The 26027-nt window shown below is 64.4% G+C and carries 21 protein-coding genes and 1 riboswitch; of the genes, 15 read left to right on the forward strand and 6 right to left on the reverse strand.

What is annotated here, in order from left to right; genetic code table 11:
* Positions 1 to 5 precede the first annotated feature (5 nt).
* The 6 genes from IC757_RS15630 to IC757_RS15655 all read left to right on the forward strand — a co-directional run bounded on the left by IC757_RS15630 (position 6) and on the right by IC757_RS15655 (position 4888).
* A complete protein-coding gene (locus IC757_RS15630; protein ID WP_190975205.1) occupies positions 6 to 698 on the forward strand; it encodes a YggS family pyridoxal phosphate-dependent enzyme in 693 nt (230 codons plus the stop codon).
* Between the two features lie 274 nt (positions 699 to 972).
* Entirely contained in the window at positions 973 to 1788 is an 816-nt protein-coding gene (gene proC / locus IC757_RS15635) for a pyrroline-5-carboxylate reductase (RefSeq protein WP_190975206.1), read from the forward strand.
* Positions 1785 to 2333, forward strand: coding sequence for a YggT family protein (locus IC757_RS15640; RefSeq protein WP_190975207.1), 549 nt, complete (start codon positions 1785 to 1787; stop codon positions 2331 to 2333). The genes proC and IC757_RS15640 overlap by 4 nt, the downstream gene beginning before the upstream one ends.
* A gap of 86 nt (positions 2334 to 2419) precedes the next feature.
* On the forward strand, positions 2420 to 2884 hold the full coding sequence (locus IC757_RS15645; protein ID WP_190975208.1) for a DUF4426 domain-containing protein: 465 nt from the start codon (positions 2420 to 2422) through the stop codon (positions 2882 to 2884).
* Between the two features lie 48 nt (positions 2885 to 2932).
* On the forward strand, positions 2933 to 3544 hold the full coding sequence (trmH, locus tag IC757_RS15650; protein WP_190975209.1) for a tRNA (guanosine(18)-2'-O)-methyltransferase TrmH: 612 nt from the start codon (positions 2933 to 2935) through the stop codon (positions 3542 to 3544).
* A gap of 45 nt (positions 3545 to 3589) precedes the next feature.
* Positions 3590 to 4888, forward strand: a complete 1299-nt coding sequence (locus IC757_RS15655; protein WP_190975210.1) for a hypothetical protein — start codon at positions 3590 to 3592, stop codon at positions 4886 to 4888.
* Here the strand turns inward: IC757_RS15655 and IC757_RS15660 are convergent.
* From IC757_RS15660 to xrtH, 4 genes are all read right to left on the reverse strand, one after another.
* Positions 4873 to 6318 carry a rhomboid family intramembrane serine protease gene (locus IC757_RS15660; RefSeq protein ID WP_190975211.1) on the reverse strand — a complete coding sequence of 482 codons (1446 nt, stop codon included), beginning with the start codon at positions 6316 to 6318 and terminating at the stop codon, positions 4873 to 4875. The genes IC757_RS15655 and IC757_RS15660 overlap by 16 nt on opposite strands.
* 72 nt (positions 6319 to 6390) lie before the next feature.
* Entirely contained in the window at positions 6391 to 6987 is a 597-nt protein-coding gene (pdxH, locus tag IC757_RS15665; RefSeq protein WP_190975212.1) for a pyridoxamine 5'-phosphate oxidase, read from the reverse strand.
* Positions 6984 to 7802, reverse strand: coding sequence for an NAD-dependent epimerase/dehydratase family protein (locus IC757_RS15670; protein WP_190975213.1), 819 nt, complete (start codon positions 7800 to 7802; stop codon positions 6984 to 6986). Before IC757_RS15670 ends, pdxH begins: the two co-directional genes overlap by 4 nt.
* Before the next feature lie 7 nt (positions 7803 to 7809).
* Positions 7810 to 8340, reverse strand: coding sequence for an exosortase H (gene xrtH, locus IC757_RS15675; protein WP_190975214.1), 531 nt, complete (start codon positions 8338 to 8340; stop codon positions 7810 to 7812).
* Positions 8341 to 8500: 160 nt separating this feature from the next.
* Here xrtH and IC757_RS15680 point away from each other — a divergent pair, with 160 nt between their 5' ends.
* A complete protein-coding gene (locus IC757_RS15680; protein WP_190975215.1) occupies positions 8501 to 8974 on the forward strand; it encodes a c-type cytochrome in 474 nt (157 codons plus the stop codon).
* Between the two features lie 56 nt (positions 8975 to 9030).
* On the opposite strand, the gene IC757_RS15685 is transcribed toward IC757_RS15680, so the two are convergent.
* Both IC757_RS15685 and putP read right to left on the reverse strand, forming a co-directional pair.
* On the reverse strand, positions 9031 to 9723 hold the full coding sequence (locus IC757_RS15685) for a cytochrome b/b6 domain-containing protein (protein ID WP_190975216.1): 693 nt from the start codon (positions 9721 to 9723) through the stop codon (positions 9031 to 9033).
* Between the two features lie 19 nt (positions 9724 to 9742).
* A complete protein-coding gene (gene putP / locus IC757_RS15690; RefSeq protein ID WP_190975217.1) occupies positions 9743 to 11197 on the reverse strand; it encodes a sodium/proline symporter PutP in 1455 nt (484 codons plus the stop codon).
* A 180-nt stretch (positions 11198 to 11377) separates the two neighbouring features.
* Between putP and IC757_RS15695 the strand changes: the two genes are divergently transcribed.
* The 8 genes from IC757_RS15695 (at position 11378) to IC757_RS15730 (ending at position 25953) form a co-directional block, all read left to right on the forward strand.
* A complete protein-coding gene (locus IC757_RS15695) occupies positions 11378 to 14650 on the forward strand; it encodes a S41 family peptidase (RefSeq protein WP_190975218.1) in 3273 nt (1090 codons plus the stop codon).
* Positions 14651 to 14751: 101 nt separating this feature from the next.
* Positions 14752 to 14968: riboswitch (cobalamin riboswitch) on the forward strand.
* Positions 14969 to 15075: 107 nt separating this feature from the next.
* Complete coding sequence (locus IC757_RS15700; protein ID WP_190975219.1) at positions 15076 to 16944, forward strand: ribonucleoside-diphosphate reductase subunit alpha; 1869 nt, start codon at positions 15076 to 15078, stop codon at positions 16942 to 16944.
* Complete coding sequence (locus tag IC757_RS15705) at positions 16935 to 18032, forward strand: ribonucleotide-diphosphate reductase subunit beta (RefSeq protein ID WP_190975220.1); 1098 nt, start codon at positions 16935 to 16937, stop codon at positions 18030 to 18032. Before IC757_RS15700 ends, IC757_RS15705 begins: the two co-directional genes overlap by 10 nt.
* A 495-nt stretch (positions 18033 to 18527) precedes the next feature.
* Positions 18528 to 19034 carry a DUF3016 domain-containing protein gene (locus IC757_RS15710; RefSeq protein ID WP_190975221.1) on the forward strand — a complete coding sequence of 169 codons (507 nt, stop codon included), beginning with the start codon at positions 18528 to 18530 and terminating at the stop codon, positions 19032 to 19034.
* Entirely contained in the window at positions 19034 to 19459 is a 426-nt protein-coding gene (locus tag IC757_RS15715; RefSeq protein ID WP_190975222.1) for a nuclear transport factor 2 family protein, read from the forward strand. Before IC757_RS15710 ends, IC757_RS15715 begins: the two co-directional genes overlap by 1 nt.
* A 136-nt stretch (positions 19460 to 19595) precedes the next feature.
* The gene (locus tag IC757_RS15720; RefSeq protein WP_190975223.1) at positions 19596 to 22682 is read left to right on the forward strand and encodes a ligand-binding sensor domain-containing diguanylate cyclase; all 3087 of its coding nucleotides are present in this window, start codon (positions 19596 to 19598) and stop codon (positions 22680 to 22682) included.
* Positions 22675 to 24177, forward strand: a complete 1503-nt coding sequence (locus IC757_RS15725; protein WP_223846164.1) for a protein adenylyltransferase SelO — start codon at positions 22675 to 22677, stop codon at positions 24175 to 24177. Before IC757_RS15720 ends, IC757_RS15725 begins: the two co-directional genes overlap by 8 nt.
* A gap of 84 nt (positions 24178 to 24261) precedes the next feature.
* Positions 24262 to 25953, forward strand: coding sequence for an EAL domain-containing protein (locus IC757_RS15730; RefSeq protein WP_190975224.1), 1692 nt, complete (start codon positions 24262 to 24264; stop codon positions 25951 to 25953).
* The last annotated feature ends 74 nt before the right edge of the window (positions 25954 to 26027 follow it).

Raw genomic sequence — 26027 nt, forward strand, 5'->3', positions numbered from 1 at the left:
CGGACATGAACCCCAAACATCAGGAGAAATTCGACCAGGTCATCGAACGCATGACCGCCGCCTGCCGCGCCTGCGGGCGCAACCCGGGTGACGTGCGCCTGCTGGCGGTGAGCAAGACCCATCCGGCCGAAGCCGTCAGGACGCTGTACGCGCTGGGTCAGCGGGCCTTCGGCGAAAGCTACGTCGACGAGGCCGTGCAAAAGATCGATGCACTGGGCGATCTGGAACTGGAGTGGCACTACATCGGCCCCATCCAGTCGAACAAGACCCGCCAGATCAGCGCCCGGTTCGACTGGGTCCAGTCGGTCGACCGGCTCAAGATCGTGCGCCGACTGGCCGATCAGCGCCCCGCCGACCGACCACCGCTCAACGTGCTCATCCAGGTCAATATCGATGACGAACCGCAGAAGGCCGGCTGTCGTTCCGACGAGGTCGACCCGCTGGCCGCCGAGATCGCCGCTCGCGACAATCTGCGGCTGCGCGGCCTCATGGCCATTCCCGCCCCGCGCGAGGGTGCATCGGCCCAGCAACAGGTGTTCGACCGTCTGTTCGCCCTGTATCGGCATCTCCAGTCGGGCCATACCGGCGTCGATACACTGTCGGCCGGCATGACCGCCGATCTGGAAGCCGCCATCGCCGCCGGCAGCACCATGGTGCGCGTCGGAACCGCATTATTCGGTGCGCGCACGACCGTCTGAGCGCACACAACTGGCACCCGACACACCTCCCCGACTAGTGTACCCCGTCACTCATTGTGTAACTTATGGAGCGCGCCTGAACCGACAGTGCAGGGCAGGCGAAGTCGCATGGCGTCTTTCGCGCACCGAATGAAGCCTTGCGAGCGTAGCCGTTGCCCGTGTTGCGCCCCTTGCAAAGGACGCTGCCATTCACTGCGGGTCGCGCCTTGCACTGTGGCTCAGGCGCGCTCTATAAGTTACACAATGAGTGACGGGGTACACTAAAATGCATGCCATGGCACATTCCACCCCCATCATTACCTTCATTGGCGCCGGCAACATGGCCCAGGCACTGATTGGTGGCCTGATCAACGCGAACCACCCCACCGACTGTGTGCGCGTGGCCGACCCCAGTGCAGACCAGCGCCAGGCCGTATCAGGCCAGTTCGGCATCGAGGCACATGGAGAGAATGCCCGCGCCGCTGACGGCGCCGATGTCATCATGCTGGCGGTCAAGCCACAGGTTATGGACTCGGTGCTGGACTCGCTGAAGCACTCTGTGCGCCCGGAAACCCTCGTCATCAGCGTAGCGGCCGGCGTCACGCTGGCACAAATGGCGCGCGGCCTGGACGGTCACCGCCGTTCGGTGCGGGCCATGCCCAACACGCCCGCACTCTACGGCGCGGGTATCACCGGCATGGTGGCCGATGAGGGCGTGACGCGCGACGACCGGGAACGCACCACACAGATACTGGGCACCGCTGGCAAGACCGTCTGGGTGGCCGACGAGTCCCTGATGGATGTGGTAACCGCCATCTCGGGGTCCGGACCCGCCTACTTTTTCCGCTTTGTCGAACTGCTGACTCGCGCCGGCACACGAGCCGGACTGGATGAAGCCGATGCCGCCGCGCTGGCCCGGCAAACCGCCTTCGGTGCCGGCACCATGCTGGCCGAATCGGACCTTGATGCCGCCGAACTGCGGCGTCGGGTGACCTCTCCGGGAGGCACCACGGCCGCGGCCCTGGAAGCACTGGACCAGGCCGGCCTCGACGAGATTGTCGATCAGGCCGTGCAGGCGGCCATTCAACGCGGAAAGGAACTGGGGCAATGATGGCGGGCGGATCGGCAACCAACGCTTTTTCCTTCCTGGTAGAAACGCTTTTCCACCTCTACCTGGTCGCCTTGATGCTGCGGGTACTGCTCGAAGGCATTGGTGCCGACTACTACAATCCGATCTGCCAGGCCCTGGTCAAGGTGACCGATCCGGTGGTGCGCCCGCTCAGCAAGGTGCTGCCTCGTGTTGGCCCGATCAGCCTGGCAGGCCTGGCCGCCCTCTACATCGTGCAATTGCTGGCCCTGGTGGCGGTCGGCCTGATCGTGGGCTGGAAGCTGGACCCACTGGTCTTTGCCCTGCTGGCGCTCATGCGGCTGATTCGGCTGTTACTGGTGCTTTACCTGATCCTGATCATCATCGGCGTGATTCTTTCCTGGGTTGGGCATGGGGTCCGGCACCCCATCGTGCCGCTGATCTTCCAGCTGACCCAGCCGGTACTGGCGCCGATTCGACGCGTGCTGCCCAGCCTGGGCGGCTTCGACCTGTCGCCGCTGGTGGCCATTATTCTTATCCAGTTCCTGATCATTCTGCTGGCTGTCTGAGCGCGGGGGAGACCCGGATTGCCGTCAGTCTGAACGGCGAGTAGCATGACCAAGCAAACGCGGCCTGCTGGCCCGGGAGGACAACCATGATGCCCAAGCGACTGACCCTGACCGGCGTAATCGCCGCGCTGACACTGCTTGTTCCGGGCACTCCGGCCCTGGCCGAGCAGTCGCAGAGCTTCGAGCGCCATGTCGTGCACTACAACACCCTGATCACCGCGCAACTGCCGGCCGAAGTGGCCCGTGCCCACGACATTCAGCGTTCGAGTTCGCGCGCCCTGCTCAATATCGCCGTACTGGAAAAACCGGAAGACGAGGCAGACATGCCCAGCGCGGTCACTGCCGAAGTGACCGCCAGCGCCGTCAACCGGGCCGGTCAGCGACGCAACATCAGCATGCGCGAAGTCACCGAGCAGGATGCGATCTATTACATCGGCACGTTTCGGGTTCATGACGAAGAGAACCTGGATTTCACCGTCCGAATCACGCCATCGCACAGCGAGGCGGCACCCTACGAGCTGCGCTTCGAGCAGGAGTTCTTTGTCGACTGACATCGGGTCGACTGACCTCGACAGCCCCGGCTGGGCTAAACTGGCGCGATGACACCGGAACGCCAGCATCGCATCAGGGAAGTCGCTGCCCGCCGCCAGCCCGACCTGACGGTTTTTATGGAGCGCGTGCACAAGCCACACAACGTGGCCGCCATCCTGCGCACCTGCGATGCCGTTGGCGTCATGCAGGCCCATGCCGTCCCGCCCACCGGCGGCATCCCGCCGCTCAACCATACCGCCCAGGGCGCGCAACGCTGGGTCGAGCTGAAGCGCCATCGCGAGGCCGTATCCGGCCTGCGTGAACTCAGATCGGCCGGCATGGCGCTCTATGCCGCGCATTTCTCCGAGGGGGCCGTGGATTTTCGCCAGCCCGACTACACCCGGCCCACCGCGATTGTCGTGGGTACCGAACGCTTTGGTGTCAGCAGCGAGGCACTGGCCGAATGCGACGGCGAAATCGTCATTCCCATGCTCGGCATGACGCAGTCGCTGAACGTATCGGTGGCCACGGCCCTGATCCTCTACGAGGCCCAGCGCCAGAGACAGGCTGCCGGGATGTATCATCCGCGAGGCACCGACAAGGAACCGTGCAGGGGGCTGATCGAGCGCTGGACGGCGCGCGAACTGGCACGACGGCGTCAACCGCCACCGGAGGACTGACAAGCATTCATCAGGGGGATGCAATCCAACGCACGAGGGAGATCCATGAGTCAACTGTTCGAAGAATCATCCGAGATCGCGCCGGTATGGCAGGAATTACCGCGCTTTTTCCGCTATCCGTTCAAGTCCCGTATCCTGCCGGTCATTGCGGCAATCAGTGCCGCCATGGTGCTGACCGTCATTCCGATACTGGGCTTTTTCATCGGGCTGCTGCTCTGGGCCATGCTGTTCAAGCTCAGCTACGAGATCCTCAACACCACGGCCAGTGGCATGATGGAGGGGCCGCCGTCGGTCACCCGGATCTCCGGCGGCATCATGTTCAAGCACATCGGTCTGCTGCTGGCGCTCGGATTGGGTTATGGGCTGATCGCGGGTGCGGTCGGGTCGATTTTCTTTGCCCTCCTGCTCGGGCTGTTCCTGATGCTGGCCATGCCGGCGTCGATCATGACCCTGGCCATGACCCAGAGCCTGATCAAGGCGCTCAACCCGCTGATCTGGATTCAGTTGATGCAGACCACCGGCTGGGCCTACCTGCTGACCTCGGCATTTCTGCTATTGATGCTGTTGAGCCAGACACAGGCTGAAGCCTTGTTGCTGCCGCTGGTCGGGGGCTCGATGGTGCTGTTCACGGTCGTGTCGACATTCATCAGCGCCTATTTCATGGCCGCCTCGTTCCACCTGATGGGCTACCTGCTCTACCAGTACCACGATGAACTGGGTATCGAGGTGTCGCTGGCAGCAAAGCGTGAGCGCGAACAGCACGAGGACAAGGCGTCGCAACACCCCTTGATCGAAGAAGCCGCGGAGCGGGTTGCCCAGGGGCAGGCCGACGAAGCGGTTCAGGTACTGGGCGAACAAATCCGCCGCAGCGGTGCCGAGCCGGAAGTGCATGACTACTACCGCAAGCTGCTGCTCAGTCGCGACGACAAGCAGGCGCTGCTTGATCACGGACGTCAGTATGTCCCCGTGTTGCTGCATGCCTTCGAGTCCGAAAAGCGCGCCCTGGAAGTGGTGGCCGAGTGCCAGCAGATCGACCCGGCTTTTCGTCCCGAACGTCCGGGCGACATCCTGCCGCTAGCTCGCCTGGCCTTCAAGCAGGGGCGCGACGCGCTGGTCCTGCGCCTGACCAGCGGCTTCGGCAAGCGGCATCGCGATCATCCCGACCTGGTCGAGAACTACTTTCTGGCCGCGCGAAGCATGATCAGGCAGGGAGAATCAATCGAGCGGCCACTGGGCATTGTGCGCAAGCTCAGAAAGCGTTTCCCCGACCATCCGCTGGTCGAGGAAATGGCCAGCTTCGAAGCCCGTATCGAGGCCCCGCCGGCCTTTCAGGCCGACCGCTGATGCAACTGCCGGTATCGACGGGCGCGTGAGTCGCCATCGCACTCCAGGCGGTCGGCCAGCAGGCCGGCCGCCTCGTCCAGCCCGGCGATGGGCCGCGTACTGCGCGCCATGACATCAACCAGGAAACAGGCCTGATCCACCGCGCCCCAGCGCGCCAGCCGGCCGGCCAGGCTGACCGCCAGCGGCGCCGACATTTTCAGGTGTTTTCCGCGCAGGCGCCGGTATTCGGCAAAAGCGTCCACGACCAGTTCGCGCTGCTCGGGCGTATCGCCGGGCAGACGCAGAATGCGCTTCATCGCAATATCCAGGTCAGGATCTTCGCTTCTCAAACGACAGGCCGCCAGGTAGAGCGACCACAACCTGGCCTCGTCACCATGGCGCTTGAGAAGCGGCTTCAGCAAACGCTTGGCGCGGACCGGATCCAGCGCCTCCAGCGCCTTGCGCGCTTCGGCCACGGTCTTGCGGTCGCTGTGAACATCAGGCCCGCTGTCCTGGTCGAGCGTCTCGTGGTTGACCTGCCCGGCACGCACCAGCAACCAACCCACCAGCGCCCCGGTGACGATGCCGCCGGCATGCGCCTCATAGGCGATGTTGCTGCCCTCGAAAAGCATCCATTGCAGCATCTCCCAGCCCAGCCAGAGCGGCAGCAGGACCAGCGCCGGCGCACGCACGTAGTCGAAGTAGACGAAAGCCCAGTAAAAAAAGCGCACCTTGCGCAGCCCATAGACCACGGCCAGACCACCCATCAGACCGGCAATCGCGCCGGAAGCACCCAGTGAACCCGTGGCCGCACCCCAATTGACGGTCAGCGACACAGCTGCCGACCCCAGCCCGCTGATCAGGTACAGGCCCAGGTAGCGCAGGCCACCCAGCGCCGGTTCCAACAGGATGCCCAGCAGCACCAGGAACAGCATGTTGCCCACCAGGTGCCCGACACCACCATGCATGAACATGTGCATGATCAGGCTGCCGGCCTCGACCTCGTCGTAGTAGAGCAGGTAGCGGCGAGTAAAGCTGGCCTCGCGGTCGGCTTCCAGCCTCTCGCGGGCTTCGCGCCATCGGGCGATCTCCTCGCTGTCGGGGTCGATGACCAAGCCGGCTTCCAGGTCACGGTGAAAGTCGGGTTCGCTGTCGATCACGGCCAGGCGCAGGCGGTCGCTCCAGGACCACTCGCCGGGCTCGGGCAACCACTCATCCATTTCCTCGGGGTCGGCCTCCAGCCCGTGAGCCCGCTCGGCCCAGTCCGTGAACCACTGCCATTCTTCGGCCAGCACCCCGGATTCAACGTAGCGATCGACGGCCTGTTCTTCGATCTGCCTGTCGCCGCCTTGCAGCAACAGGAAAACCAGCAGGTTGACCAGCACTATGGCGGCAGTTACATAAGGAAAGTTCTCGCGGGTCGGCTTGCGGTCCAGCGGCAATATAAGCACGGTGCGTCCCTCCTGCTCAAGGCGGTGCGATCGAGCCCCTCCCGACCGCAGCCAATCCACCTTGTTCTCTATCTAAGGATACAACAGCGTCTCCTGCCAATCACCCGCGACGTGGCGATAGCACACGCGCTCATGCAACCTCGACTCACGGCCGTACCAGAACTCGACCTGGCGGGGTTTGACCCGATAGCCCGACCAGTGCGGGGGGCGCGGCACATCCTGGCCGGCATAGCGCTGCTCGTACTCGCGCACGCGATCGAGCAGATCCTGGCGCGACGGCAACTCGCTCGACTGCAGGGACGCCCAGGCCCCGATCTGGCTGCCGCGCGGCCGACTGGCAAAGTAGGCGTCGGCTTCCTCGTTGCTGACGGCCTCGACCCGGCCCTCGACCAGCACCTGCTCGGCCAATTCCCGCCACCAGAACACCAGCGCGACATCCGGGCAGGCATTCAGGTGCCGACCCTTGCGAGATTCCAGGTTGGTGTAGAACACGAAACCCTGCTCGTCCATGTCCTTGAGCAGGACGGTGCGCGCCGTCGGTCGGCCGGAGGCATCGACCGTGGCCAGGGTCATGGCGGTGGGCTCGGGCACCCCGGCGGCCACCGCGCGATCGAAGCCATCGCGGAAGCGCTCGACCATGCCGGCGGTCAAGTCAGTTGTTGTCGTCATGGCAGCATTGCTCCATATCCATGCCTGTAATCGGGAAACTCGAAGCGGAATCCGGTCGCCAGCAGGCGGTTGTTGGCCACGCGCTTGCCCTGTGCGCCCGATGCCTGCGACGCCAGGCGCTCTGGTGCCGGCAGATCCAGTCGATGCGACAGCCAGTCGAGCACTTGGCAGCGCGGTGTCGGAGCACCATCGCTGGCACAGTACACCGGTTCGGGGGCATCCAGTTCAAGCAGGTGTGCAAGAACGGCCGCGCAGTCTTCGACGTGAACGCGGTTGGTCCACTGGGGCGGGTCTTCACGGCACGTGGCCCGGCCATCGCGCAGCGACCTGAGCAGCGCATCGCGCCCGGGACCATAAATGCCGGCGAAGCGAACGGCAACGGCATCGGCCACCGCCTCCCGAGCGATACGCTCGCCTTCCAGCACCAGCCGGCCATTGAAGCGGGCCGGCTGGGTCAGCGAACGTTCATCGACCCACTCACCGTCATCCTGGCCATACACCGAGGTGCTGGAGACATACAGCAGCCGATCGGTGCGCACGTGTTCGAGCAGATTGGACAGCCCTTCGACATAAGCCTGTCGGTAACCGGTCTCGTCGCGTAGCGAGGGCGTGGCCTGGTAGACGACGGCATCCCAGTCGGTCTCGAGTGTCTTGAGAGTATCGGGCCGAAACAGGTCAGCGCCGACAGCGATGAGGTCGTCCGACAAGCGGTCCGGGCGACGTCGCAGGCCGGTCACTGTCCAGTCAGTGTTCCGTAGCCGCCGGGCCAGACGCAGCCCCAGGTCTCCACAACCGGCAATCAGCAACCTCGGCATGGCGGGCTCAACCCGTGCCGACCGGCGCCTCGACGGCGTCTTTTCCGGAGCCGCCGCCTTCGCGCGGCGGCAGCATGCGCAGCCAGATCAGCCACACCACCAGCGCATCCAGAATGATCAGGGCCTGCCAGAGATAGAGGTGAAACCAGTTGAACCAGGTCATGTTCCACTGCCCCAGGTAGAACAGGCTGATGATGCGCACCAGGTTCAGACCCTGAATGGCACAGAAGCCAATCGCGAAACCGATCAGCTTGTGCTTGAGGGGGGCGGGAAAGGCAAATATGGCCGCAAACAGGATGATCAGCGCCTCAACGCCGTTGCAGCCCGGTTCGATGCTGACGGCAAAACCGCTCTCCAGGTCGCGGATGACCTTGCCGGCCGATTCCACCCCGCTGTCGAACAACTCGATGATGAACACGCTGACACTGGCAATGACGCTGGTAAACGGCAGAATCACGGCCTCCTGCACCGGCTGCAGCACCTCGAGGGTGAACAGCACCAGGATCAGAACCACGAACAGTATGGAAAAACGCAGCATGACAGGGTCTGGACTTCGCTTGGGCCGGAGCGCGGTTGGATCGCAAAGTGTACCGAAAGTGCCGCCAGAGCGCAGGACCAATTGCTGCGGCCTGCGCCTTGACGGCAGATCGGACATTGCGCAGACTCTGATGCTCTCAAGTCACAGGAGGTACTCGCACATGAGACAGTTGATTGGCCTGACGGCCCTGGCGGTCGTGGTCGCCCTGGCATCCGCTACCGCCATGGCGCAGCTTTCGGTGGACGACCAGATCAAGTTTCGCCAGTCCGGTTACACCTTCATGTCCTGGAACATGGGACGCATCAAGGCCCAGGTGGTCGATGGCGACGTACCCTACGACCCGGCCCAGGTACAGCGCGCCGCCGACGTCATCGCGGCCATTGCCAACTCCGGCATGAGCGCCCTGTATGGCCCCGGAAGCGACGAGGGCACGGGCTGGAAACCGACCCGGCTGAAGTCGGAGTTTTTCGAGGATCTCGACAAGGTGGGCGAAATTGCCGGCCGCTTTATCGAGGAGGCCAACAGCCTGCAGGAAGTGGCGGCCAGCGAAGACCCCGACGCGATTGCCAGTCAGTTCAACAACCTCGCACGTGCCTGCGGCACCTGCCACGACAACTTCCGCGCTTCGGAATAGGGTTTAGGTTTCAGGTTTCAGGGTTCAGGTCGGGAAGGACCCTGCCAGAGGCCGTTTTACCAGCCCAGGTCGGGCGATGCTTCCGGTGGTGGCGGCAGCAGGCCGCCGTTGGCCACCCAGAGTGCGCCGGCGGTGATGGCCAGGGCGATCAGCAGGGCCACCCAGCCGCCGCCGCGCGCCGATTCGGCGTCGGTGCCGTCGGCTGCCCGGCCCGTGATCATGGGGCGGATCAGGGGTTTTTTCAGCACCAGGCTGTAGAAGGCGACTGCCGCCAGGTGCAGCGCCACCAGGCCGTAGATCACCCATTCCATCTGCATGTGCAGTCCGGTCAGTCGGCTGCTGGTCGCGCTGTCGACCAGTGATCTGAGCGGGCCGGTATAGGCGATGTCGTCGTCGGCGAACAGCCCGGTGGTGGCCTGGAAGGCAAGCACCCCCAGCATGGCCAGGACCGACAACGCGGCCAGCGGGGTATGCCCCGGGCGATGCCATTGACTCCGCCACCAGGCCAGCAGCCGGCCCGGCGTGGGGAAAAACCGGCTGAAGCGCGCATGCGTCGAGCCGATCACGCCCCACACCAGCCGAAATACCAGCAGCCCGAAGATGGCCAGGCCGAATCGCTCGTGCCAGGCCATCCAGCTCCCGCCGAGCTGCACCGTCACGACGGCGCCCACCAGGCAGATGACCAGCAGCCAGTGGAACAGGCGCAGCGGCAGGTCCCAGACCAGGGGTGGACGATGGTCGACTGACATGGTGCGAGCCCCCGAAGCCTTACTGCAGCATCCTGGCAAAGCGTTGCTCGGCGCGCTCGTCGGGCATCAATCGGCTGAACACGGCCGCGGCCAGGGCGGCGAAGATGGCGCCGGGAAGAATCTCGTAGACATCGAACAGTCCGCCCTCCAGCGGCTGCCAGACGAGCACGGTCAGCCCGCCGGCCAGCATGCCCGCCGCGGCGCCGGTGCGGCTCATGGCCTTCCAGTACAGCGACATGACGATGACCGGGCCGAAGGCCGCACCCAGGCCGGCCCAGGCGTGGGCGACCAGGTCGAGCACCATGCGGTCGGGGTCGGCGGCCAGCCACAGCGCGATCAGCGCGATGACGATCACCGAGCCGCGACCGATCCAGACCAGTTCGGTCTGGGTGGCATCGGGGCGCAGCAGGCCCTTGTAGAAATCTTCGGCGACCACCGAAGAGGCCACCAGCAGTTGCGAGTCGGCCGTGGACATGACCGCGGCCAGGATGGCGGCCAGGCAGAAGCCGGCCACCAGCGGGTGGAACAGCACTTCGACTAAGCGTATGAACACGGTTTCTGCGTCGGCGCCTTCCAGCGGCTCGGCCAGGCCGCCGATGCCGGCCATGCCGACGAGGATGGCGGCGACCAGGCAGATCGCGGCCCAGCTGACCGCGATGCGGCGCGCGCGGGTGAGCTGGCCGGCGGAGCGAATGCCCATGAAGCGGGCCAGAATGTGGGGCTGGCCGAAGTAACCCAGCCCCCAGGCCAGCAGTGAAATGATCGCCAGCAGGCCCAGTGCCTGGCCGTCGGTGTCGGTGAAGGGATTGAGCATTTCCGGGTTGGCCGCACGTACCGACTCGACCAGTCCGATATCGCCGAAACCCATCACCATGATGGGCACGGCCACCAGTGCCAGCAGCATCAACAGCGCTTGCAATGCGTCGGTCCAGCTCACCGCCAGGTAACCACCCAGGAAGGTGTAGACGATGATCGCCGCCGCACCGGCGCCGACCGCCCACATGTAGGACATCTCGAACACGGTCTCGAACAGGCGCCCGCCGGCGACCAGGCCGGCACTGACATACAGGGCGAAGAACACGAAGATGAACACGCCGGGAATCACCCGCAGCAGTCCGGAGGTGTCGGCGAAGCGTCGCTCGAAGTAGTCCGGCAGGGTCAGGGAGTCATCGAGGGATTCGGTGGCCACGCGCAGTCGTTGCGAGACCAGCAGCCAGTTCAGCCAGGTGCCGATCAACAGCCCGACGGCAATCCAGCCGGCCTCCAGGCCGCCGAGGTAGGCGGCCCCGGGCAGGCCCAGCAACAGCCAGCCGCTCATGTCCGAGGCGCCGGCGGACAGGGCGGTGACCCCGCTTCCCAGACGGCGCCCGCCCAGAATGTAGTCGGAGAGATCCTGTGTCCGCTGCCAGGCAACAATGCCCAGCCCGAGCAGAATCACGAAATACAGGCCAAAAGTGGAATAGGTCGCGATCATGGCTGTTTCTCCCTGGTGATCTCTTGCATCGCAAACAGCACGCCGGCAGGCTGCCCAGACCCCGCCGCAGTCTATCACGGCATCGCCATTGGACACCCCCGCCGTGCCGCCCGTGCGCCTGGATGGCGAATCGGTTACCTTTAGCGTCCACTTTATCGGACCGCAAGATACCTGACTGCCATGACCCGCAAAACATCCATTACCCTGTGTGCCCTGTTGCTGGCCGGCTTGATTGTCATATCGTCGGTTCAAGCCGACGACACCCGGCTGCTACGCCAGCCGGCCATTTCGGCCGACCACATTGCTTTCGTCTACGCCGGCGACCTCTGGCTTGCCGAGCGCGACGGCAGCAACCCCCGTCGCCTGACCTCCAGCGAGGCCGAAGAAAACAACCCCCATTTTTCGCCCGACGGCCGCTACATCGCTTTTGCCGGCCACTACGAAGGCAACGCCGACGTGCATGTCATTTCGGTCGATGGGGGGCAGCCGCAACGCCTGACCTGGCACCCGGGCGACGACATCCCGGTCGGCTGGAGCGCCGACGGCAGCGCCGTGGCGTTCGCTTCGCGCCGGGAAACCGACCACGGCCGGTCGGCCCAGCTGTTCCATGTGCCCGTCGACGGTGGCGCACCGGTCCGGCAGATGGAAGCGCGCTTTTTCCGCGGCCGCTGGGACGCGTCGGGCGACCGACTGGCCTACATCGATTTCGGTCCGGCCTACAACGGGCTGTATGGCGGCAATGCCGGCTGGCGGGGATACCGCGGCGGCACAACACCATCGATCAGGATTCTCGAGCCCGAAAGCGGGGAGGTCAGCGCCATCCCCGGGGAACGGGTCAACGACATTCTCCCCTTCTGGCTCGACGACCAGGTCGTCTTCGTGTCCGACCGTGAAGACCAGCGCTTCAACCTGTTCCGCTTCGACCCGGCCGGCAATGATCTCGAGCAGCTGACCGAGCAGGAGGACTGGGACATCCGCTGGGCCGCGGGCCATACTCAGAGCGTGATCTTCGAGGCCGGAGGGCGCCTGCACAAACTCGACCTGGCCAATGGCGAACAACAGACCCTGACCATCCACATTCAGCCTGACCTGCCGCAGACCCGGCCGGGCTGGAAGAACGTGCGCGGCAACATCGAGCAGGCCGGGCTGTCGCCCAACGGCAAGCGTGCCCTGATCACGGCCCGCGGCGAGGTCTTTACCGTACCGGTGGAAGACGGCTCGACGCGCAACCTCACCCGCACCGACGGGGTGCGGGAATACACTGCGCTGTGGTCGCCTGATGGCGAAGAGATTGCCTGGGTTGTCGAGTCCCGGGAGGGCCAGACCCTTGTCGTGACCGACCAGCGCGGCATGGGTGATGCTCGCGAATACGAACTGGGGCCGGACTTCTATCGACTGCAGGCCTGGGATGCCGACAATGGCCGCATCGTGTTCACCGACAATCTTCTCGGCCTGCACGCAATCAGCCTGGATGACGGCCAGGTCACCGAGATCGACCGCCAGTCGCGTCAGGGGGGTTACGATGTCGCGCTGTCGCCAGACGGCCAGTGGCTGGCCTATACCCGCCGCGCCAGCAACTATTTCAGAGACCTGGTGCTCTATCACTTCGATGACGAGCGCTCGGTCACCGTGACCGATGGCATGGCCGACGTGGCCTCGCCGGCATTCAGTCGCGACGGCAAATTTCTCTATCTGGCCGCATCGACCAACAGCGGTCCGCGCCAGTTTTCGCTGGACATGTCCAGCCAGGAGCGACCGTACCGCGCCGGGCTGTATGCCCTGGTGCTCGAGGCCGACGGCGAGTCGCCACTGGCCCCGCGCACCGGCGACGAGGAAGCCGGGAGCGACACCAACAAGGACAATGACGACGCTGACGAAGCACGCGGCGTCAACATCGACCTGGACGGACTGTTTTCCCGCAAGGTCGCCCTGCCGGTCGAGAAGGGCAACCATGGCAACCTGACTGTGGCCGCCGATGGCAGCCTGTACTGGATGCAGCGTGCCCAGCCAGGGGCGACGGTGGAGCCGCCGGGAGAGTCGGTGGTGCGTTATCACCGCCTCAGGCGCTTCGACTTCGACGAACGCAGCGCCAGCCGGGTCTACTCCGGCCTGCAGAGCTATAACATGAGCGCGGGCGGGGAACATGTCCTGGTTCGCCGCGACAACGGCCAGCTGGCCGTGGGCCGCACCGGCGACCGCCTCAGTCCGGATAATCTCGATCTGTCGGGCCTGCGCATGCACGTCGATCCGCGCGCCGAATGGGCACAGATCTTCGACGAGGGCTGGCGCTTCCAGCGCGACTATTTCTACGCGGAAAACCTGCATGGACTGGACTGGGACGCTGTCTATGAACAGTATCGTCCCCTGCTCGACCATGTCGGGCGACGCGAGGACCTCAACGACCTGATGGTCGAGATGATTGCCGAACTCATGGCCGGCCACAACCGGGTCAGTGGCGGCGATGTTCATCGGCCCAACGGACCCAGCGGCGGCCTGCTCGGCGCCAACTTCAGCGTCGCCAACAACCGCTGGCGCATCGATCGCATCTACACCGGCGAAGCCTGGAACCCCTTTGTCGACAGCCCGCTGGCCAAGCCCGGTCAGAGCGCCCGGGAAGGCGAGTACATCCTGGCCATCGATGGTCGCGACCTGAGTGCATCGGACAACCTGTTTGCCCGCCTGCAGGACACCGCCGGCAAGCAGATCGTGCTGACCGTCGGGCCCGACGCCGGGGGCGATGATGCCCGCGAAATCGTGGTCGAGCCGGTGTCCTCGGAAAACGGCATGCGTCTGTGGCACTGGGTCGAGAAGAATCGCCGCCTGGTCGACGAAGCCACCGATGGACGGGTCGGTTACATCTACCTGCCCAACACCGCCGGCCCGGGCTACACCTTCTTCAACCGCATGTTCCATGCCCAGCTTGACCGCGAAGCCCTGATCATCGACGAACGCGCCAACGGGGGCGGCCAGGCGGCCAACTACATCGTCGAGGTTCTCAGCCGCCGTCATCTGTCGAACTGGGTCTATCGCCAGGGTGAAATGTCCACCACGCCCATGGGCGCGCTGCACGGACCAAAGCTGATGATGATCGACCAGGATGCCGGCTCGGGCGGCGACTTCCTGCCCTACGCCTTCCGCGAACTCGAGATCGGCCCGCTGCTGGGCACCCGCACCTGGGGCGGCCTGATCGGCATCTTTTCCAATCCCCCGTTTGTCGATGGCGGCGTGATGACCGTGCCGCACTTCCGTTTTGTCGATGTCGACAACAACTGGTCGGTCGAGAACGAGGGCGTGGCCCCCGACATTCATGTCGAGCTCGACCCGGCCGCGACCAACGCCGGGCGCGACAGCCAGCTCGAACGTGCCATCGAGGAAATCCTGGACATGCTCGAGGACTACCGGGACGATATTCCGCGCGAAGCCCCGCCCCTGCCGACCCGGCCGGGGCACTGAGCCCGATACCGGAGCGAACGGCCGCCCTCCCTGGCCGTTCGCTCCGGGTCCTTTGCCTGCCCCGGGCAATTCAGAGGACTTGACCGAATCCCGCCCCTGGCCCAATATATGGGCACCACGGTGCCCCAGAACACAAGATATGGGGCTAAGAGGGAATTCGGTGCCGATGGCCAGCCCATCCATTCCGAAGCTGTCCCCGCAACTGTAGGCGGCGAGCCCGCCGGACCCACACGCCACTGGTGGTCGCACCGGGAAGGCGGTCCGGACCCGGGCCATGACCCGCAAGCCAGGAAACCTGCCGTGGCGCATGCAACAGCAACCGGGCGGGGCCTCCCGGCGGCGGTGGATTGCGGCTCGTCAATGCCGCCAGTCCTTCCGACCCCATGAGCCAACCCCGCCTCCGAAAGACTGCAACGGAGGATTGTATGAACCAGTTGGCTTCCGCGCTGACCCCGCCGAGCACCGAACGTGCCCGTCGTGCCCCTGTTCCCGCTCCGCTGGGACCCCGCCCCGCACCCGAATCACTGCGCCTCGATCCCCGCGGCGACGAGCGCCTGACCGCCTTCGGACTGCAGACGCTCAAGGACCGCTACCTGCTGCCCGGCGAAACGCCGCAGGACATGTTCGCCCGGGTCGCCTGCGCCTATGCCGACGACGCCGAACACGCCCAGCGCCTGTACGATTACATGTCGCGCCTGTGGTTCATGCCGGCCACGCCCATCCTGTCCAATGGCGGGACCCGGCGTGGCCTGCCGATCTCCTGTTTCCTCAACTCGGTGTCGGATTCGCTCGAAGGCATTGTCGGCACCTGGAACGAAAACGTCTGGCTGGCCGCCAACGGGGGTGGCATCGGCACCTACTGGGGCCAGGTCCGTTCGATTGGTGAGCAGGTCAAAGGCAGCGGCCAGACATCGGGCATCATGCCCTTCGTGCACGTCATGGACGGACTGACACTGGCCATCTCCCAGGGCTCGCTCAGGCGCGGGTCGGCCGCCGTGTATCTCGACATTCACCATCCCGAGATCGAGGAGTTCCTGGAAATTCGCAAGCCCTCGGGCGACTTCAACCGCAAGGCGCTGAACCTGCACCACGGCATCAATGTCACCGACGAGTTCATGCAGGCGGTCACCGATGGCCGGGAATTCGGCCTCAGGAGCCCGAAAACCGGCGAGGTGCTGCGCCATGTCGATGCCCGCAGCCTGTGGCAACGCATCCTGGAGACCCGCCTGCAGACCGGCGAGCCCTACCTGCTGTTCATCGACACGGTCAACCGCGACATGGCCGCGCACCAGAAGTCGCTGGGCCTGAAGGTCTCGACCTCCAACCTGTGCTCGGAGATCACCCTGCCCACCGGAACCGATACCGATGGCCAGGAGCGAACCGCCGTATGCTGCCTGTCATCACTCAACATCGAGACCTGGGATCAGTGGCATGGCGACGATGACTTCATCGAGGATGTCGCCCGCTTTCTCGACAACGTGCTCACGCATTTCATCGAGTCGGCGCCCGAGCAGATGGCGCGTGCCCACTACTCTGCACTTCGGGAGCGCTCGATCGGACTGGGCGTCATGGGCTTCCATTCCTTTCTTCAGGCGCGCGGCATTCCCCTGGAATCGGCACCGGCCAAGTCCTGGAACCTGAAGATCTTCCGTCATATCCGCTCGGCCATGGATGCCGCATCGACTGCCCTGGCCGAGGAACGTGGCCCGTGCCCGGATGCGCTGGCCGCCGGCGCCCGTGAACGCTTCAGTCACAAGCTCGCCATCGCGCCGACGGCCTCGATATCCATCATCTGCGGCGGCGTCAGCGCCTGCATCGAGCCGGCACCGGCCAACATCTACACGCACAAGACCCTGTCGGGATCATTCACCGTGCGCAACCGCCACCTGCAGACGCTGCTGGCCGAGCGCGGGCAGGACACACCGGACACCTGGGCATCGATTCTCGAGCACGAGGGTTCGGTGCAACACCTGGACTGCCTGGACGAAGACGAGAAGCTGGTGTTTCGCACCGCCTTCGAGATCGATCAGCGCTGGATCATCGAACTGGCCGCCGATCGCGCACCGCTGATCTGCCAGAGCCAGTCGCTGAACCTGTTCCTGCCGGGCAACATCGACAAATGGGACCTGCACATGCTGCACTGGTCGGCCTGGAAGCGCGGCATAAAGAGCCTGTACTACTGCCGCTCAAAGGCCATTCAGCGCGCCGGCTTTGCCGGCCAGCTCGGTGCCGCCGAACACACCGGTGGCCAGCAGCCGGCCACCGACTACGAGGAGTGCCTGGCATGTCAGTGATCGACCCCAACACCAATCCACGCAAGCTGCTCGGTACCGGCCGGGTCGGCCTGCTCGAGTCGACCGGCACCTACGATGTCGAACGCTACGGCTGGGCCTACGAATTCTGGAAACGCCAGCAGCAGACCCACTGGATGGGCGAGGAAGTACCGCTGGGCGATGACATCAAGGACTGGACCGGCGATCGCCTGAGCGAGGCAGAACGCTCGCTGCTCACACAGGTGTTCCGTTTCTTCACTCAGTCCGATGTGGAAGTTTCGGACAACTACATGAAGCGCTACATCCCGATCTTCCAGCCACTGGAAATCCAGATGATGATGGCCGCGTTCACCAACATGGAAACCGTGCACATCGACGCCTACGCCCTGCTGCTCAAGACCCTGGGCATGCCGCAGACCGAGTTCGAGGCGTTTCGCGATTACCGGCAGATGAAGGCCAAGGCCGACTACATGCAGACCTTCGGCGTCGACACGGTTGCCGACGTCTCGCGCACGCTGGCCATGTTCGGTGCATTTACCGAGGGCATGAGCCTGTTTGCCAGCTTCGCCATGCTGCTCAATTTCCCGCGCTTCAACAAGATGAAGGGCATGGGCCAGATCGTGAGCTGGTCGGTACGCGACGAGTCGCTGCACTGCGAGGGCGTGATCCGGCTGTTTCATGAATGGAACCGTGAAACCGGCGCCCTGACCGCGGCAGTGCGCGATGACATCATTGACGTCGCCCGAACCATGGTATGCCTGGAAGAAAACTTTGTCGATCTCGCTTTCGAACTGGGCGATATCGAAGGCATGAGCGCCTATGACATCAAGCGCTACGTGCGCTATATCGCCGACTGGCGACTGGCCCAGCTCAAACTGCCCACCGTGTTCGGCTGTTTTGCGCAGGAAGAGGGCAGCTACCGCGCGCTGACGGCCCACCCCCTGCCCTGGCTGGTCGAGATTCTCAACGGCGTGGAGTTTGCCAACTTCTTCGAGCAGCGAGCCACCGAGTACGCCAAGGCAGCAACCCGCGGGCACTGGGACGGTGAACAGGGGGTCTGGTCGATGTTCGATCAGATGCACCGGCGCGCCCCGCACTCCACGACCTAAGGGAGCCTCTGAATAACTCTGCGCGGGCGCGACGGGCCTTTGCGGGATGACCCGGTGTGGCTTCGGCGAGCGCCGTTTCGTGCCAGGTGCGATTTGCCGAAGGCAAGAAGCGCCTGCGTAAGAAACGATTAGCGCGTGTGGTTTGGTCATTCCAAATGAGCGAGTCCAAACGCAGCGGGTCGCCCGCAAAGGCCCGTCCCATTCGGGTTTCGCCTCAAAAGCCGCATCTCGCGCGCTGCGCCCCTCGGCCGTAGCTACGGCTACTGTCACTCGGGTCGCACCACACGATCTACGGCTTTTGAGACAGAAACGCGCTCCGCGCAGAGTTATTCAGAGGCTCCCTAAGTTGAATCGCAGCGGTTTTCATGGTCTATTGCGATAAGCGTGTCTGAACAGTCGCATGCCTGCCCGGTCAAAAGAATGAGCCGGGGCCTGCAGGCAATCCGTCTGCACTCAGGCACGGCACAATGCCCAAACCCCAAGGAGGCACTTGTCATGCTGATTCGAAATCTGACCCTGTTGTCCCTGTTGCTCCCATGTCTGCTACTGGCCACAAGCGTGGCGGCCGAAAGCGATGAACGGGTCGAGGTGGCGTTTGCCGAAACGGATCGCTATACCGATGCCGGCAATCGTCCACGCGATCACGAGCGCAACCTCGATCGGCTCGAGTCCTTTCTGGTCGAGGCCGTAGAAAGCTGCCTGCCCGAAGGAGAACGTGTGGCCATTCAGGTGCTGGATGTCGACCTGGCCGGCCGCTACGAGTGGTGGCACCACCCGGATGGTGTGCGGGTCATGCGCGATGTCGACTTCCCGCGACTCAAGATCGAGTACACCCACTACGGCAGCGACGGCGACATGATTGACGAGCAGCAGCACTGGATTCGCGACATGAACTACCTCAGGCAGGGTGCCCGCCGCTCCGACTGGGATGCCCTGAGCCATGAACGACGCATGATCCGCCGTTGGGCCGACGAGCAGTTCTGTCGCCGGACGGATCGCTGATGCGATACGTCATCTTCTGTCTGATGCTGCTGGCATCGGCCGCCACGGCGGCCGATGCCGACACTCGATCGCAACTCGGCAGTTTGCTCGACACTTTCCTGGCAGGCGCCGGCAGCGACCCCGCGGTGCATGAGCGGTTCTGGGCCGAGGATCTGGTCTACACCAGTTCCGACGGCACACGTTTCGGCAAGTCGGACATTCTCGGCAGCCTGTCGGAAAACGAGCCCGACGCCGATGACGCGCCCCGATACTCGGCACGCGATGTGGACATCCGGGTATTCGACGAAGTGGCCACCCTGACCTTCACCCTCGTGGCCGATATGGGCAACGGCGAAGAGACCCGGTTTTACAACTCCGGGGTCTTCAGAAAGCATGAAGGCCAGTGGCGGGCTTTTCTCTGGCAGGCCACACGCGCCGCCGACTGAGCGCCATTTCACAGGCGGTTGCTGACTTGCTCACCCCGATCATGCGATCATTCCGGGATCAGGATCAAAGGGGTGACCATTGCCGGAGCAAGTCGAGCACCATGAGGGAATGGCCCGGAGCGGGCGCCGGCCTGCAGTGCCAGTCCGCGCCAGACTGCGGCAAATCACCGCCAGCCTGGCTGTTCTGCTGTGCGCGGCACTGACATGCCCCGTACAGGCCCTGCCCGATCCGGACCGGGCGTTCCGTGATTTCGTCCGCGACACCTGGTCTCTGGCCGAGGGCTTGCCGCAACGGTCGGTCACGGCCATTGCGCAAGGGCCCGACAACTACCTGTGGGTGGGCACGCAGCACGCGCTGGCGCGCTTTGACGGCGTCCAGTTCGAAACCTACACCACCCGCAACCAGCCGGCCCTGCCCGGCAACGAGATCTCGACCCTGTTTCGCTGCTCCAGTGGCATGCTCTGGATCGGCAGCAACCGGGGCCTGACGAGCTACGATGGCGATGCGTTTCAACGCGTGCACATCGGCGAAAACGAGGGGTCCGACGAACTGGCGGTGCTGGCCCTGGCCGAAGATGGGTTCGGACGCGTTCATGTCGGCAGCAGTGACGGACTTTTTATCGTCGACAATGGCCGTCTGGTGCGCTCTGCATTGAAGGTTCGCGAGCGTATCGGAGCGTTGCACTCGACACCCGAGGGCTTGTGGGCCGGGGGTATTGGACGCTACTGGCGTCTTGACGAGGGCGTTGCCGATTCGGAACAGTCACTGCCTGAAGACTTCGGAAACGCGCTTGTCACCGCTTTCGTCCAGGACGGCGACGCTTTGTGGGTGGGCACCAGCGCCGGACTGGTCGGCACCGATGAACTGGCCGGTGTGGCGACCCGGGAGCCCGTCAACGCCATGCTTCGCGACTCGGTGGGCAGCGTGTGGGTGGCCGCCGATCAGTCGCTGTTACGCATCCGGGACGGTTATCCGCCGGAGCGCATCGACAACGATCACCCTGCTGCTCATCCACAGGCGCGCAGCCTGTATGAAGACCACGAACAGAACCTCTGGATCGGCAGCAGCATCGATGGCCTTGCCCGCTACTGGAGCGGCTGGGCCGATCGCTACTCCACCGAGCAGGGGCTGACCACGCCGTTGGTATGGAGTGTGGCCGTGGCCGGCGATGGTGGCATCTGGACCGGCACCAACGACGGACTGGCGCATCTGCACGATGGACAGTTCGACCGTGTGCTTCGCGGCAGCGAGCTGCCACATCCCCATGCCTACACCCTGCTCGAAGACGACGACGGTTTGTGGATCGGAACCCGCAGCGGCCTGACCGTTCTGAACCCGGACAGCGGAGAGCAGTGGCGACCGGAGGCCCTGGCGCCGCTGGATGCCGTGCAGATCAACGGCATCGTACCGGCCGGGCACCACGGGCGATACTTTCTAGCCACACTTGAGGGCCTTTATCTCTGGGACGGGGAGGAGCGCCTGGAACAGGTCGAAGGGGCCGGCAACGGCAGCATACGGCAGGTCCACCGCCTCAATGAGTCCGACATTCTGGTGGTCACCGACAACGGCGTGCTCAGAGGCGCGCCCCCGGAGTTGGAACCGTTCGAAAGCGGCCCGGAGCTGCTCAGAAGTGGCAACTTCGTGGCCGCCCATATTCTCGATGGGGATCGCCTTGCGCTTTCTACCCTGGAACGTGGGATGGTTTATGGCCATGACGACCGGCTGGTGCAGCTCACCATGGAGCAGGGCCTGCCCAGCGATTCCAGCTACTTCCTGACCCACGATGATCAGGATTACTTGTGGGTCAGCAGCTACGAAGGACTGTTCCGTGTGCCGCTGGCCCAGCTGGATGAGCTGGCCGCTGGCGAACGCACCCGGGTCGACGCCGAGATGCTGCTCAGCGAGAGTGGCCGGCATGCGGGCAGTCAGCAGGGATACTGCTGCAATGGTGCCGGCCATGCCAAGGGCTTGATACGCCCGGATGGGCTGTGGCTACCGAGTCGCGACGGCGTCGTCCGTGTCCGCCCGGATCGTATCCGGCGCAATCCCGTGCCGCCGGTCGTGCGCATCGAACGACTGCAAGCCGGCGGTGAATGGCACTCCCTGGATGACGACCAGGCAAATCTGCTGCGACCAGGTCAGCGCGACCTATCCCTGGCCTTCACGGCATTGAGCTTCCGCGACCCCGGCAGCGTACGTTTCCGCTTTCGACTGGTCGGCTACGACACCCAGTGGCAGAACCCCGGCCGGGACGTGCCGCGCATGGCCAGCTATACCAACCTGCCGCCGGGCCACTATCGGTTCGAGGTACTGGCCGCCAACAACGTCGGGCGCTGGAGCCAGCAGCCGGCCACCGCCGATATCCACATCCCGGCCCACTTTCATGAAACCGCATGGTTCTGGCTGCTGCTCGTTGCCAGTACGCTGCTGCTGCTTTTGGCCGGCTACCGCTGGCGCAAGCATCAATGGGTTCGGCAGCAGTCGCTGCTGCGCGAAGAAGTCCAGTCCCGAACCGCTGAACTCCACCAGGCCAATCGCCGTCTGGTGGAGGTCAACCGCAAGCTGAAAGACCTCAGCACCATCGACACCCTGACCGGGCTGCGCAACCGCCGGCACCTGTACGAACGCATGCGCGAGGAGCCCCGTCAGCTGGCCACGCTGCGCCAGCAGGACCCGGAGGCCGATCTTGTGCTCGGTTTTGCGCTGATCGATGTGGATCATTTCAAGCGCGTCAATGACGAGCACGGGCATCACGCCGGTGATCGAGCGCTCGAACAGGTGGGCGATCGCCTGCAGACATTCGTGCGCAAGGGCGATCAAGTCGTGCGCTGGGGCGGCGAGGAGTTCCTGGTGGTGTTTCGCGCACTGCCCAGGGCCGAGGCACCGGCCATGCTCGACCGCCTGAGCCGCATGCTCGGCGAGCGCCCCTACCAGCTCGGTGCCGAACGGGCCCTCGCAGTCACCTGCTCGATCGGCTTTGCCGAACTGCCCCCACGCGACCGCGATCCGGCTCGCGGCAGTCAATGGCAAGCCAGTGTCGACCTGGCCGATCAGGCGCTCTACCAGGTCAAGAAAACCGGCCGCAACGGATGGGCCATACTCCGATACGATGCGGAGACCGATCCGGGTTCGATTCGACACTCGGAACGCAACGCCGTTGAAGCGGCCATTGCACAGGGGCGCATGCAGCTGATCAGCAACCGGAGTGCAGCGGGTGAATGAACAATCCGGAGCAATTCCCGGCGAAGCACGATTCGACAATCGTTATGCTCGATTGCCGCCACCATTCCACAGCCCGGCACAACCCACACCGGTGGCACAGCCAGCGCTGATCGCACTCAACCGCCCCCTGGCATACCGACTGGGTCTGGATCCGGATGCGCTGGCCACGCCAGAAGGCACGGACATGCTGGCCGGCAACCGGCCCATGCCCGGAACCGAGCCGGTGGCCATGGCCTATGCCGGCCACCAGTTCGGGCACTGGGTGCCGCGACTGGGCGATGGTCGGGCGCTGCTGCTGGGTGAAATCATCGACAGTACCGGCAGACGCCGCGACCTGCACCTGAAAGGCTCGGGCCCGACGCCTTATTCCCGCGGCGGTGACGGCCGCTCGTCGATTGGGCCCGTGATCCGCGAATACCTGGCCAGCGAAGCCATGCATGCACTCGGCGTACCCACGACGCGGGCGCTGGCGGCGATCAGCAGCGGCGAGTCTGTCATCAGACAGTCACCGGAACCCGGCGGTCTGCTGCTGCGCGTGGCCGGCAGCCATGTCCGTATCGGCAGCTTCGAGTACATTGCCAGTCACGATAATCCAGAGCTGGTTCGCCGCCTGGCCGACCATGTCATCAGTGTCTGTGACGCGGACCTTGCCGGTCAGCCGGACCGCTACCTGCATTGGCTGAGTCGTGTCATCGATCGAACGGCCCGGATGGTGGCGCAATGGATGCACCTCGGGTTCATTCACGGGGTGATGAACACCGACAACATGTCGATATTGGGAGAAACCATCGACTATGGTCCGTTCGGGTGGATGGATCACTATGATCCCAACACGGTCTACAGCTCGATCGACCGCCGCGGCCGATATGCCTACCGCAACCAGCCAACCATCGCGCAATGGAACCTGGCTCGCCTGGCCGAATGCCTGCTGCCGCTGATCGACCCCGACACCACTAAAGCGGTCGAGCTGGCGAGCGAACAACTGGAGCAGTTCACCGCCTGCTTCGAGTCCCGCTACCACACCGGCTTGTGCAAAAAGATCGGATTGGACAGCCAGCACGAAGGCAATCTGGAACTGGCCTTCGACCTGCTGACCCGAATGAGCGAACAGCGCGCCGACATGACGCTGACGTTTCGTAGACTGGCAGATCTCGGCAGCCGGGATGCCAGTTCTGACGGGCCGGTCAGATCGCTATTCGACGATCCGGCAAGTTTCGATGCCTGGGTCGGGGACTGGCGGCAGCGGCTGCGAGGCGAGGGTCGCGACGAGGCAACGCGCCAGGCCGACATGCACCGGGTCAACCCAGCCATCGTCCTGCGCAACCACCTGGCCCAGGAGGCGGTCGATGCCGCCGTCGATCATCTGGACTTCAAGCCCATGCAGCAACTGATGGACGCCCTGAGCAGACCCCATGATCCCCGCCCGGAAGACCAGCGCTACATGCAGCCACCGCAGCCACACGAACGCGTGCTCGATACATTCTGTGGCACCTGAGTACCCTCCGGTTTCTTGCGTGAATGAGCGGCAGGCTACAATCAGGGCCCGAGAGTCGCGCACACAGCAAGGGTTCGGCAGCGCATGAACGACAAGACCAATCCGTCACCGCAGACCCAGACACAGACCCGCATTGAGGCCACGACCGCGAACCGGCACAGCGGGCTGGCGCGGCTGGTCGTGATTCAGGGACCGGAGCTGGGCCGGCAGTACAACCTTGCCAACCAGGCCATGGTGCTCGGTCGTTCCAGCGAATGCGACCTGAAACTGGCTTCGGCCGGGGTATCGCGTCGTCACTGCCGAATCGAATGGCGCGACGGCAGATACTGGATCGAGGACCTCGGATCGACCAACCATACCCGCATCAACGAATCGGTGGTTGACAGTCAGGCATTGAGAGACGGCGACCGGATTCGGCTTGGCCAGACGGCACTGAAGTTCATCGCCGCCGACAATCCGGAAGCGGCCTGGCTGGACCGGGTGGCCGAGGTCGACACGCAGCAGCATCACGGCCGCCTGTTCGATCGGCACCAATTCCACGCCCGGCTGGAAGCCGAGCTGAACGCGGCCAGCGCCAACCCCGACCGCAGTGCCGGCGGCGTGCTGTACCTGCTGATCGACGCCGCATCAACCATTCGCGACCATGTCGGAATGAAGGGTGTCGATCAGTTGATCAACCGGATTGGCCAGCGACTCAGCGATGCACTGACCGGCACTCACCTGCTGGCCCGGCACGGCGAATACAGCCTGGCGGTACTGGCAGCCGATGCCGATCAGCATGCCCTGGAACGACTGACCGAAACCCTGCGCAACCAGGTCACGGCCGGCGTCTTCGCAGTGGGCGATCAGGAAGTGGCTGCCTCGGTCAGCATCGGGGTCTGCCCGTTCAGCCTGCGAATCAGCGATGCCGACACCATGCTGGTCTGTGCCGCCCGTGCCGCCGAGCAGGCGCAGGCCGATGGCGGCAATCGCAGTCGCACCTACACGCCCGAAGTCTCGGCGGCCAGCGCCAGCGATAACGAACAGCACCTGCTCGGACTGCTACGCGAGGCCCTGCAGCGAAACAGCCTGCAGACGCTCTACCAGCCGGCGGTCAGCACCCGCAACGACGACCTGCTGCACTACCAGTTGCTGCCGCGACTGCTCACCGACGACGATCAACTGATCCCGGCAGCCCGCTTTGTTCCGGTGGCCGCCCGGCACGGTGCGGTGCAGGCACTGGACCGCTGGATGAGCGTGCGGGCCCTGGCCGTCATTCGCGAACGCGTCACCCGGAGCAGGCCACTGCGCCTGCTGGTCAGCCAGTCCGGCAAATCCCTTGATGACCTTCGCCGTTTCGAAGTACTGGGCAAGGACCTGGAAAGCGAGATTGCCCGGCAACGCCTGCTGGTGTTCGAGTTTGCCCTGGCCGACCTGGAGCGCGAACTCAAGGCGGCTCGCCAGCTACTGCCGAAGATTCGCACGCTGGGCTTTGGCGTCAGCGTCTCCGGCGTCGGCGATGACTCCCAGCCGGAGCGACTCCTCAACCACTTCCAGATCGACTATGTCAAGCTCACCCGGCGCTTCGCCGAGGGCGCCGGCAGCGATCCGGTCGTCAGCCAGCAGTTCGAACATCTGGCCAAGGCGTTCCATGCCGCCGGCACCCGAATCATCGTCGGCCAGGTGGAAGATGCCGAAACCATGGGTCGGATGTGGAATTCCGGCGCCGACCTGCTACAGGGAAACTTCATCCAGAAACCGACACAAACGCCCGACTTCAAGCTCGAGGACGACTGATCGGACACACGGCCACAGGCCGGAGAAAACAGACACTTGACGCGGAAACAGCAAGCGGAGACAATATGCGGCTT

It is taken from the genome of Wenzhouxiangella sp. AB-CW3 (assembly GCF_014725735.1).
Classification (GTDB): Bacteria; Pseudomonadota; Gammaproteobacteria; order Xanthomonadales; family Wenzhouxiangellaceae; genus Wenzhouxiangella.

What these genes read in the sequence shown, in the direction of transcription:
- trmH (WP_190975209.1), top strand. Translation starts at nt 2,933, where the DNA reads ATGACACCGGAACGCCAGCATCGCATCAGGGAAGTCGCTGCCCGCCGC.
- IC757_RS15695 (WP_190975218.1), top strand. Translation starts at nt 11,378, where the DNA reads ATGACCCGCAAAACATCCATTACCCTGTGTGCCCTGTTGCTGGCCGGC.
- IC757_RS15640 (WP_190975207.1), top strand. Translation starts at nt 1,785, where the DNA reads ATGATGGCGGGCGGATCGGCAACCAACGCTTTTTCCTTCCTGGTAGAA.
- IC757_RS15685 (WP_190975216.1), bottom strand. Translation starts at nt 9,723, where the DNA reads ATGTCAGTCGACCATCGTCCACCCCTGGTCTGGGACCTGCCGCTGCGC.
- IC757_RS15630 (WP_190975205.1), top strand. Translation starts at nt 6, where the DNA reads ATGAACCCCAAACATCAGGAGAAATTCGACCAGGTCATCGAACGCATG.
- IC757_RS15700 (WP_190975219.1), top strand. Translation starts at nt 15,076, where the DNA reads ATGAACCAGTTGGCTTCCGCGCTGACCCCGCCGAGCACCGAACGTGCC.
- IC757_RS15680 (WP_190975215.1), top strand. Translation starts at nt 8,501, where the DNA reads ATGAGACAGTTGATTGGCCTGACGGCCCTGGCGGTCGTGGTCGCCCTG.
- IC757_RS15655 (WP_190975210.1), top strand. Translation starts at nt 3,590, where the DNA reads ATGAGTCAACTGTTCGAAGAATCATCCGAGATCGCGCCGGTATGGCAG.
- IC757_RS15670 (WP_190975213.1), bottom strand. Translation starts at nt 7,802, where the DNA reads ATGCCGAGGTTGCTGATTGCCGGTTGTGGAGACCTGGGGCTGCGTCTG.
- IC757_RS15645 (WP_190975208.1), top strand. Translation starts at nt 2,420, where the DNA reads ATGATGCCCAAGCGACTGACCCTGACCGGCGTAATCGCCGCGCTGACA.
- IC757_RS15730 (WP_190975224.1), top strand. Translation starts at nt 24,262, where the DNA reads ATGAACGACAAGACCAATCCGTCACCGCAGACCCAGACACAGACCCGC.
- putP (WP_190975217.1), bottom strand. Translation starts at nt 11,197, where the DNA reads ATGATCGCGACCTATTCCACTTTTGGCCTGTATTTCGTGATTCTGCTC.
- IC757_RS15715 (WP_190975222.1), top strand. Translation starts at nt 19,034, where the DNA reads ATGCGATACGTCATCTTCTGTCTGATGCTGCTGGCATCGGCCGCCACG.
- proC (WP_190975206.1), top strand. Translation starts at nt 973, where the DNA reads ATGGCACATTCCACCCCCATCATTACCTTCATTGGCGCCGGCAACATG.
- pdxH (WP_190975212.1), bottom strand. Translation starts at nt 6,987, where the DNA reads ATGACGACAACAACTGACTTGACCGCCGGCATGGTCGAGCGCTTCCGC.
- IC757_RS15705 (WP_190975220.1), top strand. Translation starts at nt 16,935, where the DNA reads ATGTCAGTGATCGACCCCAACACCAATCCACGCAAGCTGCTCGGTACC.
- xrtH (WP_190975214.1), bottom strand. Translation starts at nt 8,340, where the DNA reads ATGCTGCGTTTTTCCATACTGTTCGTGGTTCTGATCCTGGTGCTGTTC.
- IC757_RS15710 (WP_190975221.1), top strand. Translation starts at nt 18,528, where the DNA reads ATGCTGATTCGAAATCTGACCCTGTTGTCCCTGTTGCTCCCATGTCTG.